Source organism: Pseudomonas sp. GNP014, from assembly GCF_054344005.1.
In genome coordinates, this window is the sequence record NZ_JBTGUS010000001.1 from 3,068,223 (window position 1) to 3,084,938 (window position 16,716).

Annotated in this window: 18 protein-coding genes; 12 read left to right on the forward strand and 6 right to left on the reverse strand. The window is 58.9% G+C overall.

Going from position 1 to position 16,716, the window contains the following annotated elements:
• Nucleotides 1-738, forward strand: coding sequence for a DUF599 domain-containing protein (locus tag ACXX9E_RS13810; RefSeq protein WP_123465868.1), 738 nt, complete (start codon nucleotides 1-3; stop codon nucleotides 736-738).
• The gene (locus ACXX9E_RS13815) at nucleotides 738-1,139 is read left to right on the forward strand and encodes an MAPEG family protein (protein ID WP_458555557.1); all 402 of its coding nucleotides are present in this window, start codon (nucleotides 738-740) and stop codon (nucleotides 1,137-1,139) included. Before ACXX9E_RS13810 ends, ACXX9E_RS13815 begins: the two co-directional genes overlap by 1 nt.
• 75 nt (nucleotides 1,140-1,214) lie before the next feature.
• On the opposite strand, the gene ACXX9E_RS13820 is transcribed toward ACXX9E_RS13815, so the two are convergent.
• Entirely contained in the window at nucleotides 1,215-1,451 is a 237-nt protein-coding gene (locus ACXX9E_RS13820; RefSeq protein ID WP_123465870.1) for a hypothetical protein, read from the reverse strand.
• Nucleotides 1,452-1,609: 158 nt separating this feature from the next.
• On the opposite strand from ACXX9E_RS13820, the gene ACXX9E_RS13825 reads away from it, so the two are divergent.
• From ACXX9E_RS13825 to ACXX9E_RS13840, 4 genes are all read left to right on the forward strand, one after another.
• Nucleotides 1,610-2,086, forward strand: a complete 477-nt coding sequence (locus tag ACXX9E_RS13825) for a PaaI family thioesterase (RefSeq protein ID WP_123465871.1) — start codon at nucleotides 1,610-1,612, stop codon at nucleotides 2,084-2,086.
• Entirely contained in the window at nucleotides 2,083-2,535 is a 453-nt protein-coding gene (locus tag ACXX9E_RS13830; protein WP_123465872.1) for a PaaI family thioesterase, read from the forward strand. Before ACXX9E_RS13825 ends, ACXX9E_RS13830 begins: the two co-directional genes overlap by 4 nt.
• Nucleotides 2,536-2,616: 81 nt before the next feature.
• Nucleotides 2,617-4,521 (forward strand): molecular chaperone HtpG, encoded by a 1,905-nt coding sequence (gene htpG, locus ACXX9E_RS13835; RefSeq protein ID WP_123466006.1) that lies wholly within the window; start codon nucleotides 2,617-2,619, stop codon nucleotides 4,519-4,521.
• Between the two features lie 67 nt (nucleotides 4,522-4,588).
• Complete coding sequence (locus ACXX9E_RS13840) at nucleotides 4,589-5,317, forward strand: dienelactone hydrolase family protein (RefSeq protein WP_458555558.1); 729 nt, start codon at nucleotides 4,589-4,591, stop codon at nucleotides 5,315-5,317.
• A gap of 78 nt (nucleotides 5,318-5,395) precedes the next feature.
• Here the strand turns inward: ACXX9E_RS13840 and ACXX9E_RS13845 are convergent, their stop codons facing one another.
• Both ACXX9E_RS13845 and ACXX9E_RS13850 read right to left on the reverse strand, forming a co-directional pair.
• Nucleotides 5,396-6,262 (reverse strand): pirin family protein, encoded by an 867-nt coding sequence (locus ACXX9E_RS13845; RefSeq protein ID WP_222833388.1) that lies wholly within the window; start codon nucleotides 6,260-6,262, stop codon nucleotides 5,396-5,398.
• A 61-nt stretch (nucleotides 6,263-6,323) separates the two neighbouring features.
• A complete protein-coding gene (locus ACXX9E_RS13850) occupies nucleotides 6,324-6,740 on the reverse strand; it encodes an OsmC family protein (RefSeq protein WP_123465878.1) in 417 nt (138 codons plus the stop codon).
• A gap of 128 nt (nucleotides 6,741-6,868) precedes the next feature.
• Between ACXX9E_RS13850 and ACXX9E_RS13855 the strand changes: the two genes are divergently transcribed.
• Nucleotides 6,869-7,924, forward strand: coding sequence for an amidohydrolase family protein (locus ACXX9E_RS13855; RefSeq protein WP_123465880.1), 1,056 nt, complete (start codon nucleotides 6,869-6,871; stop codon nucleotides 7,922-7,924).
• Between the two features lie 130 nt (nucleotides 7,925-8,054).
• A complete protein-coding gene (locus ACXX9E_RS13860; RefSeq protein WP_186748375.1) occupies nucleotides 8,055-9,680 on the forward strand; it encodes a methyl-accepting chemotaxis protein in 1,626 nt (541 codons plus the stop codon).
• A gap of 274 nt (nucleotides 9,681-9,954) precedes the next feature.
• Here ACXX9E_RS13860 and ACXX9E_RS13865 read toward each other — a convergent pair whose 3' ends face one another.
• The 3 genes from ACXX9E_RS13865 to purM are packed head-to-tail and all read right to left on the reverse strand — an operon-like array spanning nucleotide 9,955 to nucleotide 12,385.
• The gene (locus ACXX9E_RS13865; RefSeq protein WP_458555559.1) at nucleotides 9,955-10,668 is read right to left on the reverse strand and encodes a DUF3108 domain-containing protein; all 714 of its coding nucleotides are present in this window, start codon (nucleotides 10,666-10,668) and stop codon (nucleotides 9,955-9,957) included.
• Between the two features lie 8 nt (nucleotides 10,669-10,676).
• Nucleotides 10,677-11,327: a phosphoribosylglycinamide formyltransferase gene (gene purN / locus ACXX9E_RS13870; RefSeq protein ID WP_322374001.1), complete on the reverse strand. Its 651-nt coding sequence runs from the start codon at nucleotides 11,325-11,327 to the stop codon at nucleotides 10,677-10,679.
• Nucleotides 11,327-12,385 (reverse strand): phosphoribosylformylglycinamidine cyclo-ligase, encoded by a 1,059-nt coding sequence (gene purM / locus ACXX9E_RS13875; protein WP_128613558.1) that lies wholly within the window; start codon nucleotides 12,383-12,385, stop codon nucleotides 11,327-11,329. Before purM ends, purN begins: the two co-directional genes overlap by 1 nt.
• Nucleotides 12,386-12,759: 374 nt before the next feature.
• Here purM and ACXX9E_RS13880 point away from each other — a divergent pair, with 374 nt between their 5' ends.
• From ACXX9E_RS13880 to ACXX9E_RS13895, 4 genes are all read left to right on the forward strand, one after another.
• Complete coding sequence (locus ACXX9E_RS13880; RefSeq protein WP_458555560.1) at nucleotides 12,760-13,818, forward strand: DUF2066 domain-containing protein; 1,059 nt, start codon at nucleotides 12,760-12,762, stop codon at nucleotides 13,816-13,818.
• 35 nt (nucleotides 13,819-13,853) lie between these two features.
• Nucleotides 13,854-14,927: an AI-2E family transporter gene (locus ACXX9E_RS13885; RefSeq protein ID WP_123465892.1), complete on the forward strand. Its 1,074-nt coding sequence runs from the start codon at nucleotides 13,854-13,856 to the stop codon at nucleotides 14,925-14,927.
• A gap of 206 nt (nucleotides 14,928-15,133) precedes the next feature.
• Nucleotides 15,134-15,838: a DnaA regulatory inactivator Hda gene (gene hda / locus ACXX9E_RS13890; RefSeq protein WP_007919828.1), complete on the forward strand. Its 705-nt coding sequence runs from the start codon at nucleotides 15,134-15,136 to the stop codon at nucleotides 15,836-15,838.
• Nucleotides 15,839-16,065: 227 nt separating this feature from the next.
• Nucleotides 16,066-16,680, forward strand: a complete 615-nt coding sequence (locus ACXX9E_RS13895; RefSeq protein ID WP_458555561.1) for a C40 family peptidase — start codon at nucleotides 16,066-16,068, stop codon at nucleotides 16,678-16,680.
• Nucleotides 16,681-16,716 lie beyond the last annotated feature (36 nt).

A 16,716-nucleotide genomic window follows, 5' to 3' on the forward strand; every position in this document is an offset into this window, starting at 1 on the left:
ATGTCGTTCATCCAAGCCAACCTGATCCACCTGCTCGCCGCGCTCTGGTTTGTCACCTGCTGGGGCGGTTACACCCGCTATGCCAGCTGGAAGGCCCGCGACACCGCGTGCCTGGCCAGCGTACTGCACCTGTACCGCGAAGACTGGATGCGCCGCATGTTGCTACGTGACAACCGCATTGCCGATGCCAGCGTGATCGGCAATCTGGAGCGAAACGCCTCGTTCTTCGCCTCCAGCACCCTGATCATCCTGGCTGGCATTCTGACCGTGCTGGGCGCGTCGGAGCGGGCGGTGTCCTTGCTGGCGGATATTCCGATGGTGCAACAAGCCTCTCAAGGCATGTCGGAGATCAAGTTGTTGTGCCTGGCGCTGGTGTTCGTCTATGCCTTCTTTACGTTCAGCTGGTGCATGCGCCAATACAACTTTGCCGCTGTACTGGTGGGTTCGGCACCGATGATCGGCGAGCGTCAGGTGTCCGAGCAGGAGCGCAAGGCGTTTGCATTACGGGCGGCGCGAGTTATTTCGATGGCGGCCAACCAGTTCAACTTCGGCCTGCGTTCTTACTATTTCGGCATGAGCATGCTGGCGTGGTTTGTCAGCCCGTGGCTGTTCATGTTGATGAGTGCCGGCGTCGTGCTGGTTTTGTATCGTCGCGAATTTCATTCCGACGTTCTCGACGTGATGGTCTATACCCCTACTGAGGCGCCGTTGCCCGAAGCGACTAAAGAGGCTGCTTGATGAGTATTCCGTTCTGGTGCGTGTTTATCAGTGCCTTGTTGATTTACATCGCCCGCATGCCGGTCGGCAAGGCCATGAAAGAGCAGGGCGGTTACAACAATCACCTGCCGCGCCAGCAACAGGCGCAACTTACCGGTTACGGTGCGCGGGCACTGGCGGCCCATCAGAACAGCATCGAAGCGTTCATCCTGTTTGCCGTCGGCGTGCTGATGGCGCACACCACGCAAACCCAAGGATGGTTGATTGATGCCCTGGCGATCATCTTTGTCATGGCGCGGATTCTCTACATCTGGTTGTACCTGGCTGATAAACCGTCCCTGCGCAGTCTGACGTGGCTGGTCGGCCTCATTTGCTCTTTGTTACTGATGATTAGTCCGACTTTTAGAACTGTTTTGCTCTAACGCGGATGACCGCTAAATCACAGGCAAAAGAAAACCCGCACTTGGCGGGTTTTCTTTTTCTGCATCAAGTCGCAATTATTGCTTCTTGGCAGCTTCGTCTTGTGCAGCCTGATTCGATTCAGCCTGAGCTTTGGCAGCTTCGGCGTTTTCTTTTGCTGCGTCGTTCACTTTATCCTGAGCTTTGTTCATGTCTTGCTGAGCTTGTTCAGCATGTTGGTTGGCATCTTGAGCTTTGTCCTCGGATTTTTTATCGCAGGCAGCGAGACCGAGGGAAGCGGTCAACATCAAGGCAATAGCTAAAGTCTTACGCATGGGGTGTTTCTCCTTATGGAAAATAACTACTGGCCTTAAGAACTCGGTCGTGAGGGTTAAGTTCCTCATTTCTTTCAGATATATAAGTTTGTTTTGCAGCGGAACTTTTGCGCTGTTTCCTACTACTGGCAAAAGGCTCCAGCGAGGGTAATTATCCAATGGCCGAAAACCCCGTTTTTGAGCGCGCGACACGATTTCTTTCCGCCTTGCGCCACTGTCAGGTCCTAGGCTTGAAGGTGCACAGCGCCTCCAGCGAAGGGCTCACCGTTATCCTGCCGTACAGCCAGCAAATCGTCGGCAATCCACAGACCGGAGTGATTCATGGCGGCGCCATTACCTCGTTGATGGACACGGCTTGTGGCATGTCAACGTTGTGCGTGCTGCCGGAGTTTGAAGTCTGCCCGACCCTCGATCTGCGTATCGACTACATGCACGCCGCTGAACCGCACAAGGATGTCTACGGTTTCGCCCAATGCTATCGGGTGACCACCGATGTGATCTTCGCTCGCGGTTTTGCCTATCAGGACGATCCCGACACACCCATTGCCCACGTGGTCGGCACGTTTATGCGCATGGGCAAGGGCATCAAGGGCGCTCAAGGCTTTGGCGGCAAAATAAAAGGAGAGGGGCAGTGAGTGACGACCTGAAACAACAGTTGCAAGCCGCTCACGCTCAGGGTGATTACGCACCGTTACTGAAGCTGATTCCGTATGCCGGCTTGATCGGCATCGAATGCTCGCGGGTCGGCGATGAGCTGCTGTTCAAGCTGCCAGCGAACAAGGACAACATTGGTAACCCTTTACTGCCGGCGATCCACGGCGGGGTGATTGCCGGGTTCATGGAACTGGCTGCCGCCCTGCATCTGTTGATCTTCACCGGCGCACCGGGGGTACCGAAGATTATCGACTTCTCCCTTGATTATCTGCGGGCCGGGCAGTTTCGCGACACCTGGGCCAAGTGTCAGGTCTGCCGCCAGGGGCGACGCGTCGCCAACGTTGCCGTGACCGCCTGGCAAAGTACCGAAAGCGAGCCGATTGCCACCGCCCGCGCGCACTTCAAAATTGATGAGCCCTTGAAATCCTGAACGCTGCCCCCAACTCAGTGAACAACCCGCCGCCGACCATTCGGGTCGCGGCCAATGCCATCTGATTGGAGTTTGATGACCATGAGTGTGGAAACTCAAAAGGAAACCCTGGGCTTCCAGACCGAGGTAAAGCAGCTGCTGCACCTCATGATCCATTCGCTGTATTCCAACAAGGAAATCTTCCTTCGCGAATTGATCTCGAACGCCTCTGACGCTGTCGACAAGCTGCGCTTCGAAGCCCTGGCCAAGCCTGAGTTGCTCGAAGGTGGCGCTGACTTGAAAATCCGTGTGAGCTTCGACAAGGACGCCAAGACCGTCACGCTCGAAGACAACGGTATCGGCATGAACCGTGACGATGTGATCACCCACCTGGGGACCATCGCCAAATCGGGCACCGCCGATTTCATGAAGAATCTCTCGGGCGATCAGAAGAAGGATTCGCACCTGATCGGCCAGTTCGGTGTCGGTTTCTACTCTGCCTTCATCGTTGCCGACAAAGTTGACGTGTACAGCCGTCGCGCCGGCACCCCGGCCAGCGAAGGTGTGCACTGGTCGTCAAAAGGCGAGGGCGAGTTCGAAGTCGCCACTGTCGACAAGCCAGAGCGCGGTACCCGCATCGTCCTGCACCTGAAATCCGGTGAAGACGAGTTCGCTGATGGCTGGCGTCTGCGCAACATCATCAAGAAGTACTCCGATCACATCGCGCTGCCGATCGAGCTGCCGAAAGAAGTGGCTGCTGCCGAAGGCGAAGAGAAGCCTGAAGTTGAATGGGAAACCGTCAACCGCGCCAGCGCCCTGTGGACCCGTCCGCGCACTGAGGTGAAGGACGAGGAATACCAGGAGTTCTACAAGCACATTGCCCACGACTTCGAAAACCCGCTGGCCTGGAGCCACAACAAGGTCGAAGGCAAGCTCGAATACAGCTCGCTGCTGTACGTGCCGGCCCGTGCACCGTTCGACCTGTACCAGCGTGAAGCGCCGAAAGGCCTGAAGCTGTACGTGCAGCGTGTGTTCGTCATGGACCAGGCCGAGTCGTTCCTGCCGCTGTACCTGCGCTTCATCAAAGGCGTGGTCGATTCCAACGACCTGTCGCTGAACGTGTCGCGGGAAATCCTGCAGAAAGACCCGATCATCGACTCGATGAAAACCGCGCTGACCAAGCGCGTACTGGACATGCTGGAAAAATTGGCGAAAAACGAGCCTGAGCAATACAAGGGCTTCTGGAAGAACTTCGGTCAGGTCATGAAAGAAGGCCCGGCAGAAGATTTCGCCAACAAGGAAAAAATTGCCGGTTTGCTGCGTTTCGCATCGACCAATGGCGACGACGGCGAGCAGATCGTCGGTCTGGCCGACTACCTGGCCCGCGCCAAGGAAGGTCAGGACAAGATCTACTACCTCACCGGCGAAACCTACGCGCAGGTCAAGAACAGCCCGCACCTGGAAGTCTTCCGCAAGAAAGGCATCGAAGTGCTGCTGCTGACCGACCGCATCGACGAGTGGCTGATGAGCTACCTCAGCGAATTCGACGGCAAGACCTTCGTTGACGTGGCACGCGGTGATCTCGATCTGGGCAACCTGGACTCGGAAGAGGACAAGAAGGCCGCAGAAGAAGTCGCCAAGTCCAAAGAAGGTCTGGTCGAGCGCCTGAAAACCGCGCTGGGCGATTCCGTTGCCGAGGTTCGCGTGTCCCACCGTCTGACCGACTCGCCAGCTATTCTGGCCATCGGCGAACAGGACCTGGGCCTGCAAATGCGCCAGATCCTTGAAGCCAGCGGCCAGAAAGTGCCGGATTCGAAGCCGATCTTCGAATTCAACCCGAGCCACCCGCTGATCGAGAAACTCGACGGCGAGCAGAACGAAGGGCGTTTTGGCGACCTGTCGCACATCCTCTTCGATCAGGCCGCTCTGGCGGCTGGCGAAAGCTTGAAAGACCCGGCTGCTTACGTGACCCGTCTGAACAAGCTGCTGGTTGAGCTGTCAGCTTAATCACGTTGTAGAAAAACCCGCTTCGGCGGGTTTTTTCATTCTGGTGTTTAACATTCAGGAGTCAGAAATGAGCCAAGTCACTGTACGTTCTGTGGTCTATCAGCTTGATGGCCAGCCTTTTGAAGGTCGTCTGGCGTTTGACGCCGAGCACAAGGGCGCACGCCCGGGCCTGTTGATGGCGCCAAACTGGATGGGCGTCAGCGCTGGCGCGGAAGAAATCGCCAAGTCAGTTGCGGCCAAGGGCTACGTGGTGTTGATTGCCGACGTGTACGGTCAGGCCGTGCGTCCGCAAAACGCGGATCAGGCAGGCGCCGCGATGATGCCGTTGAAGGACGACCGCGCACTGCTGCGCAAGCGCATGCAGGCGGCGTTCGAGCAGTTGCAAAAGCAGGGCGAGGCGGCGGTCGATACCTCGAAACTGGCGGTGTTCGGTTTCTGCTTCGGCGGTTGCTGCGCACTGGATCTGGCGCGCACGGGCGTGCCGGTGAAGGCGGCGGTGTCGTTCCACGGTACGCTGGATTCGCCGAACCCGGCAGACGCGAAGAACATCAAGGGCTCGGTGCTGGTGCTGCACGGCGCTGCCGATCCGTTGGTGCCGAAAGAGCAATTGCCGGCATTTGAAGATGAGATGAACGCAGCGAACGTGGATTGGCAGTTGCTGAGCTATGGCGGTGCGGTGCACTCGTTCACCGATCCGCATGCCAATGTGCCGGGCAAGATGATGTACGACGCAAAAACCGCCAAGCGCGCGTTCAAGTCGATGCATGATTTGCTGGATGAAGTGTTCAAGGGCTGAAAAGCGAAAAGCCCCTCATCGGAACGCCGCCCACCTGACCCTCTCCCTCTGGGAGAGGGCTGGGGTGAGGGTCAAGGCTTAACGCGGCAATTCGATCCGCTCGATTTCTCCCGGCACCGTCGGCCAATCCCCGGCCGCCCACTTGCGCCGCGCCTCATCAATCGCCGCCGGATCGCTCGCGACAAAATTCCAGTTGATCCGCCGCGGGCCGTCCAGCGCCGCGCCACCGAACACCACCGCATGTACATTGCTGTCGGCAAACAGACTCATCTCTTCGCCTGTCGGCAATACCACCAGCGCATGCGGTTCGATCACTTCACCGTTCAACTGCGCATCGCCACTTAACACATACACCGCCCGTTCCTCGTGCTCGGCGGGAATCAGCAGCGTGGTCGCGGTTTGCATCTGCACTTCGGCGTACAGCGTAGGAGAAAGCACCGGCACCGGCGATTCCAGGCAAAAGCCTGACCCGGCAATCATGCGGATCTGTACGCCAAGGTTATCGCTGACCGGCAAAGTTGCCGCCGGATAGTGGCTGTAATGCCCCGGACCTTGTTCGTGTTCCTTGGGCGAGGCCAACCAGATCTGCAAGCCGTGCATCGTGAAGCTTTGTTCCCACAACGCTTCCGGTGTGCGCTCGACGTGTGCGATCGCACTGCCGGCGGTCATCCAGCTGACATCCCCGGCCTGGACCACCTGGTCGGAACCAAGGCTGTCCTTGTGCTGGATCTGCCCTTCAAACAAATAGGTGAGTGTCGACAGACCAATGTGCGGATGCTGTCGGATATTCATGCCTTTGCCTGTCGGATAAACCGTTTCAAGCATGTGGTCGAAAAACACGAAAGGCCCGACGCTGCGGCATTTGGCTGACGGCAACGGGCGCAGAATCGGCTGGCCTTCGACGTCTTCGGCGCGCGGGCGGATGATCAGAGGTTGCGTGTCCATGGTGCATTCCAGGCTGAGCGGGTGATGCCAGAAGCATAACCCGCCGCTGGCAAGAGGGTGATTACTGGCTGTCGAAGCCCTGTGGGGCGTGGGTTTCGATGGTCACTTCGCTGGTGGTCATCAGCTTGTGGATCGGGCAGCGATCCGCTACGCGCAGCAGCTCTTCACGCTGGGCATCGGTGAGGACGCCCTTAAGGGTGAGCGTCACGTGCAGCACATATTTGCCTTTCTGCTCTTCGCTGTTGTCGCGTTTGACCTCGACACCGACGCCGGTCAGCGGGATGTCTTTCTTCTTCGCGTACATCTTCAGGGTCAAGGCTTTACAGGCACCGAGTGCGGCATCGAAATAATCGTGTGGCTCGGGCGCCGAGCCTTCGCCACCGGCAGACTTCGGTACGTCGGCAAACAATTCGTGGTCGTCGATCTGTACGGTGTGACGAAAACCTTCGGCGGAGACGGTATTGACGGTAACGGTCATGGCAACCTCACTGGCAGTAGGAAAAGTCATTCGATCAAAAAAGACCTTGCAGTTATAGAGCATTCCTACAGAGGCGCGTTCCACTTTCCTGCAGGATGAACCCTTGTCGCCGGCTCGGGGTCTAGGCTATGTCTACCTGCCGGAGATTACTTGTGCCCTTGTTTCGTTTGAGTCTTGCCTGCTTGCTGGTATTTGCCGGCGCCGCCAGTGCCCGCGATTACACCTACAGCGATGCGCACCTGCACTACGTGGATTTTTTCCAGGAGACCGCGGGTATGGCGAAACTGCTGACAGCGATGAAGGACAACTCCGTCGAGCACGTGATGATTTCCGGTATTCCGGTTGCGAAGAAGTGGCATGAAGACGAGCCCAAGCGCCCGCGCTATTACGCCGGTGATGACGCTGATGCCTATTGGTACAGCGCCACCGATGTGATCATCGCCGATGCGGTGCAAAAACTCGCCCCGGAGCAGCGCCCGTACTTTCACCCATTCCTCTCGGGGTTCAATCCCAACGACAAGAACTCTGCTGCGCACATCCAGCGCATGCTCGATCTGTATCCGGGGCTGTGGCAGGGCATTGGCGAGGTGTTTACGCGTCACGACGATCTCACGGCGCTGACCTCCGGTGACACGCCGCGTGCCAACAATGAGGCGATGACGAAGATCTATCACCTGGCGGCGGAAAACGATCTGCCGGTGATGCTGCATTCGAACATCACCTCCAAGCGTGAGAAGAATCCGCTGTACCTGAAGGAAATCGAAGAGCCGCTGCGCAATCATCCGCATACGCGCTTTATCTGGGCGCACGCGGGGACGAGCGCGGAAATTCATCGGCACCAGACGCAACTGAAATTTCTTCTGCCCACCGTCAGCCGGTTGCTTGAGGCTTATCCGAATCTGTTCGTCGATCTGTCGTGGAGCATGCTCACGCCGTATCTGCTGGATGAGCAGGGCAGACCACGTGCGGAATGGCTGGCCTTGGTGGAGAAATACCCGGAGCGCTTCATGCTCGGCTCTGACGTCGTCGGCCGATTCAACAAGCTCGGCCGAGAGATGCACAGTTTCACGCCCTTTCTTGATGCCTTGCCCGAAGACGTTGCCCGTAAAGTCGCCCGGGATAACTTCCTGGCTATATTGCCGCGAACAGCGGCTAAGTCCGGGAAAACCTCGCTGAAACGTTAATGCCAAAGGTTCGAAGTATTAAGGCCTTTTGATATCACCTTTTGGTCTTACGCAAATTTTCGCCGGGCCGATACCTTCTAAAGCAACCAGCTGCAGGGTTGATGCAGCGCTTTTGGAAGGAACCAGCGTAATGAGTATCCGAAGTCTCAATATTGCCCCGCGCGCCGGGCTGGGGTTTGGCTTGCTGGGTTTGATGGTGTTTGCCTTGGGGGCTTTCGCCTTGCTGCAAATGTCGAACATGCGGGCGCAATCCGATGAAGTCGATAACAACTGGCTGCCGAGCGTCATGGCAGTGGGCGAGATGAGTCAGGACATACTGCGCTTGCGGGCCCTGACCATGCGGCTGCTGCTCAATCGCGATCCGCAAGCGCTTTCGCAGAATGTCGCCAAGCTTGATGATCTGCGGGGGGTACTCAGCGAGGCCCAGCAGCGTTATGACGTGCTGATCGTGCTGCCCGAGGAGCGCAAGCTGTTTGACCGCTTCAAGGTTGCCGAGCACAAGTACCTGGAGTTGCAGGCGCAGGTCATGCAGTTGTCCGCGCAAAACCGCGTGGAGGAAGCCGCTGCGATTCTCAACGGCGAGATGAGTCCCTTGGCCGATGAGATGGCGGTGACCCTCAAAGAACTGGTCGAGCTGAACAAACACAATGCTAGTCTCGCCACCGAGGCGGCGCGACTGGTGTTTATCAATTCGCGGTTGTGGGTCGGGGTCATGATCGGTGTCACGGCGCTGATTACGATCGGACTGGCGCTGCTGCTGACCCGTAGCATTGTGCTGCCGCTGGCGCAGTCGCTGGGTGTTGCCGAAGTGGTGGCGGGCGGCGATCTGACCGGCGACATCAGCATCTCCGGAAAGGACGAGCCGGCGCGGCTGCTGCATGCGCTGAAAAGCATGCAACACAACCTGCGCGACACCATTCGCAAGATCTCCGAGTCGTCCAGTCAACTGGCGTCGGCGTCGGAGGAGCTCAGCTGCGTCACGGAAGACGCGACGCGCGGCTTGCATCAGCAGAGCCTGGAGATTGAGCAGGCCGCCACGGCGGTGAATCAGATGACTGCTGCCGTGGAAGAGGTGGCGAGCAATGCGGTGGCGACTTCCGAGGCGTCGCGCGAGTCTGACCGCATCGCCCAGCATGGTCGCGAACAAGTGCAGCAAACCGTTTCGTCGATTGAGTTACTCGCCGAAGACGTGACCAACAATGCGTCGCAGGTCGAAGATCTGGCGCAGAAGGTTCATGGCATCAGCAAAGTGCTGGATGTGATTCGTTCAATCGCCGAGCAGACCAATCTGCTCGCATTGAACGCCGCGATTGAAGCCGCGCGGGCCGGTGATGCCGGACGCGGATTCGCGGTAGTGGCCGATGAGGTGCGGGCGTTGGCCCATCGCACCCAGCAGTCAACGCAGGAGATTGAACAGATGATTGGTGGCATCCAACAGGGCACCGATTCGGCGGTCAATTCGATGCAGCAAAGCAATGTGCGTGCGCGTTCGACGCTCGAGTTAGCCAAGGCCGCCGGGACTGCACTTGAAGAGATTGCCTCGGCATTTACCCTGATCAATGAGCGGAATCTGGTGATAGCCAGTGCTTCGGAGGAGCAGGCAGCGGTGGCGCGGGAGGTGGATCGCAACCTGATGAACATTCGAGATCTGGCGATGCAGACGTCGGCGGGGGCGAATCAGACGAGTGCGGCGAGTCAGGAGTTGTCGCGGTTGGCGGTGGATTTGAACAGCATGGTGGCGAAATTTTCGGTTTGAGTTTCGCCTTCAAAAGCCCCTCACCCTAACCCTCTCCCGGAGGAAGAGGGGACCGACCGTGCGATGCTTTGTACATCCGTCGACCTGAAACTGCCTGGGTGAATCCATAATCGACTCGATCTTTCAGGTCGATACATAGCGTCAGACATCTCGGTCAGAGCCCTCTCCCTCGGGAGAGGGCTGGGGTGAGGGGCAAAGGTGGCACAAAAAGCCGGGTTAAACGCAGGCGAAAAAAAGCCCCGCATTTCGCGGGGCTTTTTGCTGTAGCGGCGGATCAGTTGCCTTTGACAGCCTTGCCGTTGACCGTGCCGTCCTGGAGCATGATGTTGTACTCCTTGCCGTCGGTTTCAACCTGTTGCAGACGAACCAGCAGGTAATCCCAATCCTTGGCGAACCAGAGGACGGTGATGCGCTTGCTTTGTGTCGGATCGCGTACGCGCTCGACCTTGATCGCATCGATCTGGCCGGCCTTGGTCTCGACTTTCTCCGAACCGAGCACGCGGAAGTCATAGGTATCGACTTCACCGTCATCGACCACCTGATAGCTCATGGTCTTCTTGCCGGCGGCGACATCGTGCTGCAGCGCCAGTTGATAGGTGGACTTGTCGACCATGCCACGGTTCAACGGGATCTTCACCGCGTCACCACGGTCGGTGCCGGTGACGAGCTTGTTGGTCCAGTCGAAGTCCAGATCGGCCTTTTTCGCTTTGCCCAGGCCGCCGCGTTCGAAGTGGTAGGACTGTGGCAGCAGCGTGTCCTTGTCCAGCGTCAGGGTACTTTCTTCAGTCAGGCTGGCGATCATCATCGAGGCCTTGAAGCTGAGTTTCCAGGTGCCGTTGGCTTCCTTGGTCAGGCTGCGCTCGGCGGTGCCGCTCATGGGCAACTGCTTCCAGTCGGCGGTGTAGCTGGCGGAGAACGGTTGAAGGTCCGCAGCCTGCGCGAAGGGCAGGGCGAGCAGAGCGCAAGCGAAGAGCAGGGCGCGACGCATAATATCTCCTAGTGTCGAATCAAGTGGCCGCTGGCCGCGAGTAACTGGCCATCCAGTAAAGCACCGTGTTCACCGAGTGCCAGCCGGCCTTCGGCAAACCAGCGTACGGCCATCGGGTAGATCAGGTGTTCCTGAACGTGGACTCGCTGCGCCAGACTGTGCGGCGTGTCGTGCAACTCTACCGGTATTACTGCCTGTACGACCAGTGGTCCACCATCGAGTTCCTCGGTGACGAAATGCACGGAGCAGCCATGTTCGCTGTCGCCGGCCTCAAGCGCCCGCTGATGAGTGTGTAACCCTTTGTATTTGGGCAACAACGAGGGGTGGATGTTGAGCAGGCGACCCTGGTAGTGGCGCACGAAATCGGCGCTGAGAATGCGCATGAAACCGGCCAGTACCACGAGTTTGGGGTTGAATTCGTCGATCAGTTTGATCAGGGCAGCATCGAAGGCCTCGCGACCTTCGAAAGCCTTGTGATCCAGCGAGCGGGTGGCGATACCCGCGTCGCTGGCACGTTGCAGGCCGTAGGCGTCGGCGCGGTTGGAAATCACCGCAGCGATGCGGACCGGGCTGTCGCCGGTCCGCGTGCTGTCGATCAGAGCCTGCAAGTTACTGCCGGTGCCGGACAACAGCACCACAACATCACAGGTCTTGGACATCAGTGAGCCTTGAGGTTCTTCAGCTCAACCTGAGCGGCGCCTTCGGCGGCCACGGCGATCTGGCCGATGACCCAAGGCTGTTCGCCGGCGTCACGCAGGGTGTTCAGGGCGACTTCAACGTGCTCCTGAGCCACGCAGATCACCATGCCAACGCCGCAGTTCAGCACGCGGTGCATCTCGGTCTCGTCGACGTTGCCTTTCTCTTGCAGCCAGTCGAACACGGCAGGGCGAGTCCAGCTTGCTACGTCGACCACGGCCTGAGCGCCTTTTGGCAGAACGCGCGGGATGTTGTCCAGCAGGCCGCCACCGGTGATGTGGGCCATGGCTTTGACGGCGCCGGTGTCTTTGATCAGCTTGAGCAGCGGCTTCACGTAGATGCGGGTCGGGGCCATCAGCAGGTCGGTCAGCGGTTTGCCGTCGAGCTGGATGTTTTCGATGTCGGCGCCGGATACCTCAATGATCTTGCGGATCAGCGAGTAGCCGTTGGAGTGCGGGCCGGACGATGGCAGGGCGATCAGGGCGTCACCGGTGGCGACTTTCGAGCCGTCGATGATTTCCGATTTTTCCACGACGCCGACGCAGAAGCCGGCCAGGTCGTAGTCTTCGCCTTCGTACATGCCTGGCATTTCAGCGGTTTCGCCGCCCACCAGCGAGCAACCGGACAGTTCGCAGCCGGCGCCGATGCCGGTCACAACCTGGGCAGCGGTGTCGACATTCAGTTTGCCGGTGGCGTAGTAGTCGAGGAAGAACAGTGGCTCAGCGCCGCACACCACCAGATCGTTGACGCACATGGCGACCAGGTCGATGCCGATGCTGTCGTGCTTGTTCAGGTTCAGCGCCAGACGCAGCTTGGTGCCGACACCGTCAGTGCCGGAAACCAGTACAGGCTGCTTGTAGCCGGCCGGGATTTCGCAGAGGGCGCCGAAACCGCCCAGGCCGCCCATGACTTCCGGGCGCGCAGTGCGCTTGGCGACGCTCTTGATGCGTTCGACCAATGCTTCACCGGCGTCGATGTCTACACCGGCGTCCTTGTAGCTCAGGGAGGGTTGCTTGCTCATGATCCAGGCCTTTAGGGGAGGGGATTCAGGGGTAACGACCGAGTTCAGCGGGAACGCCGAATCCGACAGGGGCGATTGCCTCACGCGAAGTTCGGGGTGCCCGGCTGTTGCCGGTCTGCGAAGGCGCGCGATTTTATCAGGCTTGAGGGGCAGCGGCCATCCTCGCACCGACGGGCAGAGCCATATCAGCGGAAATTTTTTGCAATTGAGGCGTGCGGGTGCCTGTATAAGGTGGCTCAATTAACCGTCTATCGTTATCACTGTGCAAAAACTTACCGCCGCCGTGTGAATGTTTTGCGATGGCAGATTGTCACAGCCTTGCTCAACCGGTTCACGCGGCCTGTTCCAGCCGCTCCTGTCGACGGGAATTTTCCATGCGTTTTTGTAAATTGTTGTTTGTGGGGTGTTTGTCCCTGGTCAGCCTGGCGAGTCATGCCGAAAACCTCAAAGGCCTTTATCAGGTGCGTGAGCCGGTCCACGGTCAGGCGCCGGAAGAACGTGATCGCGCCACGCAAGCCGCGCTGGACACGTTGGTGCTGCGCCTGACCGGCGACCCGAAGGCTGTGCAAAATCCGGGGCTGGCGGCCATTCGCAAGGATCCGCAGCAGATCATCAGTCAGTTCGGTTTCGATGCCGGGCCGCCGGAGGTGCTGAAAGTCGATTTCGATCCGGCCACCACCGAGCAGGCGCTGCGCCGTGCCGGGTTGTCTTTGTGGGGTGCCAGTCGTCCCTCGATTCTGAGCTGGTGGCTGAACGATTCGGCTGAAGGCTCAAGCCTGGTGGGAGACGGTCAGGCCGCAGCTGCGCCGTTGCGCACCGCTGCCCAGCATCGCGGATTACCGCTGCGTTTGCCGCTGGCGGATCTGAGCGAGCAACTGGTGGCTACCGCACCCGCGCTGGAAGGCACCGATCCGGCACCACTGCGTGGCGCTTCGGAACGTTACAGCGCTGACGCCTTGCTGGCGGTGCATGCGCGTGAAGAGGGCGGGCAGTGGCAGGCCAAATGGCATCTGTGGCTGGGGGATCAGAAAGAGGCCGGCAGCGTGCAGGGCGCCGACCAGGCGGCGGTGGCCGACGCGGTGATGCTGGCGGTGGCCGAGCGTCTGGCACCGCGGTTTGTTGCCAAGCCTGGGGTGTCGGGTCAACAGACCCTGGAAGTGCAGGGGATGAATCTGGAGCGCTACGCCACGTTGCTGCGGTTACTCGAGCCGTTCGGTGTGCGTCTGCAAAGTGTCGAGGGTGATCGCATCGTGTATCGGGTCAACGGCAGTGCCGATCAGTTGCGTGCGCAATTGTCATTGGCGAAGTTGCAGGAATTGCCGGCTGAAGCGCCGGCACCGGCGGCGGCGCCACAACCGACGGTTGCCGGTGCAGCGCCGGTTGTCGCTGCGGCTCCGGCACCTGTGGCGCCATCGTTGCGGTTTCGCTGGTAAGTCTTTCCTTATATAGAAGCAACAGGAGTGGGTACATGGCCGATTCGCGGCGTTGGTTCTGGCTCGGTGGGGTAGTCCTGCTTTGCGCGTTTGTCTGGTTGCTGCATCCGATCCTCACGCCGTTTCTGGTGGCCTTGCTGCTGGCCTATCTGTTCGATCCGCTGGTGGATCGTCTTGAGCGGCTCGGCCTGTCGCGGACCTGGGGCGTAATCGCGGTTTTTGCCTTGTTCACGCTGATCGTCACAACCCTGTTGCTGGTGTTGGTGCCGATGCTCGCCAAGCAGTTGCTGCGTTTGTATGAACTGGCGCCGCAGATGCTCGACTGGCTGCAACACACGGCGTTGCCGTGGGCGCAGTCGAAACTGGGGCTGTCAGACGGCTTCTGGAAGTTCGACAAGGTCAAGGCGGCGATCAGCGAGCACATGGGGCAGACCACTGACATTGTCGGTGTGGTGCTGAGTCAGGCCACGGCTTCCAGCCTGGCGCTGATCGGCTGGCTGGCGAATCTGGTGCTGATTCCGGTCGTGAGCTTTTACCTGTTGCGCGACTGGGACGTGATGATGGCCAAGATCCGCAGCCTGTTGCCGCGTGATCGTGAGGAGACCATCGTCTCGCTGGCCGGTGAATGCCATGAGGTGCTCGGCGCGTTTGTGCGCGGGCAATTGCTGGTAATGCTGGCGCTGGGCGTGATCTATGCCGCGGGGTTGATGATCGTCGGCCTGGAACTGGGTCTGTTGATTGGCTTGATTGCGGGGCTGGCGGCGATCGTGCCGTACATGGGGTTCGTGATCGGGATTGGCGCGGCGCTGATTGCCGGGTTGTTCCAGTTCGGTGGCGACCTGTATCCGATGATCGGGATTGTCGCGGTGTTTATGGTCGGTCAGGCGCTCGAGGGTATGGTGCTGACGCCGCTACTGGTCGGCGATCGCATCGGTCTGCACCCGGTTGCGGTGATCTTTGCCATCCTCGCTGGTGGCGAGTTGTTCGGCTTCACCGGTGTGCTGCTGGCGCTGCCGGTCGCGGCGGTGATCATGGTGCTGGTGCGCCATGTGCACGACTTGTACAAGGATTCCGACATCTATAGTGGCGTGGATGAGCCAGAGCTGTAGAGGAGAGGGCCAACCCGGCGAAGCGCCGGGTTGGCCCGTGTCCTGCAGGCCTTGGCGCCAAAGAATCTGTCATAAAACCAGCGTGTTAACGCAAACCTTTGATTTTGCTTGGACTCTGTCGCATTGTGCGCTCAGCTTCACGGGTATAAACTTCGCAAACTTTACACAGAGGCCACTAACGGTTCCTTGAGAACTGTTCAGTCAGCATGAAACCGATTCAGCTGCCCCTAGGTGTGCGTCTGCGTGACGACGCCACCTTCATCAACTACTACCCAGGCGCCAATGCCGCTGCACTCGGCTATGTCGAGCGCCTATGCGAAGCCGACGCCGGCTGGACAGAAAGCCTGATCTACCTGTGGGGCAAACACGGCGTAGGGCGTACGCATCTGTTGCAGGCGGCCTGCCTGCGTTTCGAGCAGATGGGCGAGCCGGCGGTGTACCTGCCACTGGCCGAGTTGATGGATCGCGGCGTTGAAATCCTCGACAACCTGGAGCAGTACGAACTGGTTTGCCTGGATGATCTGCAGGTGATCGCCGGCAAGGCTGACTGGGAAGAGGCGATGTTTCATCTGTTCAACCGCTTGCGTGACAGCGGACGGCGCCTGCTGATCGCCGCGTCTACTTCGCCGCGTGAGTTGCCCGTCAAACTGGCGGACTTGAAATCGCGCCTGACCCTGGCGTTGATTTTCCAGATGCGTCCTCTTTCCGATGAAGACAAATTGCGTGCGCTGCAATTGCGCGCATCCCGTCGCGGTCTGCACCTGACCGATGAGGTCGGTCATTTTATTTTGACGCGCGGTACTCGCAGCATGAGTGCATTGTTCGATCTGCTCGAACAACTCGATCAGGCCTCTTTGCAGGCCCAGCGCAAGCTGACTATTCCTTTCCTCAAAGAAACCCTGGGCTGGTAGCCAAACCCGCTGAAACTGCGGCTTGCAGCGGGTTTTGCCATATTTCAGGCGTCAGAAAATCCGCTTTCCTGCACGGTTGGCAGGCTGCGTATCGGTTCAAATGGGCTTAAGCGCTTAGATGTAAACGAGAAACCGAGAAGTCACAAAAAGGTCGATTGAATTTGCAAATGAGGTCGATAGCGGGCATAGTCTCGGCTTCTTTACAACTATCAGCCACGGTCGTGCCCATGCTAAATCGCTTCGCACCCCTCGTGCCTCTCGCACTCGTCACCCTGTTGTTCGGTTGCGCTGCTCATTCTCCAGTTCAAGAGCAGCCTCAACAGGTTAAAAATTCTGCCACTGCCCAGTCTTCCGTTATTTACCAGGAAGAGCTGGACACCGAAAAAGAGCTGTCGGACTTCAACAAGAAGCCGTATGAGCTGCCTGTTCTGGCCGACAGCATTCTCGAACGCGGCATGTCCCTGATCGGTACCCGTTACCGTTTCGGCGGCACCTCTGAAGCCGGTTTCGATTGCAGCGGTTTCATCGGCTATCTGTTCCGCGAAGAAGCCGGCATGAACCTGCCGCGCTCCACTCGCGAAATGATCAACGTGGATGCCCCGCTGGTTTCGCGCAGTAACCTCGAGCCGGGCGATCTGCTGTTCTTCGCCACCAACGGTCGTCGCGGTCGTGTGAGTCACGCCGGGATCTACCTGGGTGACAACCAGTTCATTCACTCCAGCAGTCGTTGCAGCGGCGGTGTTCGCATCGACAGCCTGGGTGACAGCTACTGGAGCAAAACCTTCATTGAAGCCAAGCGCGCCCTGGCGATGGCTCCGACCGTGGTCACCGCTCGCAAGTAATTCCCCGTTGTCGCCACGTCCGTGGCGACCAAAACG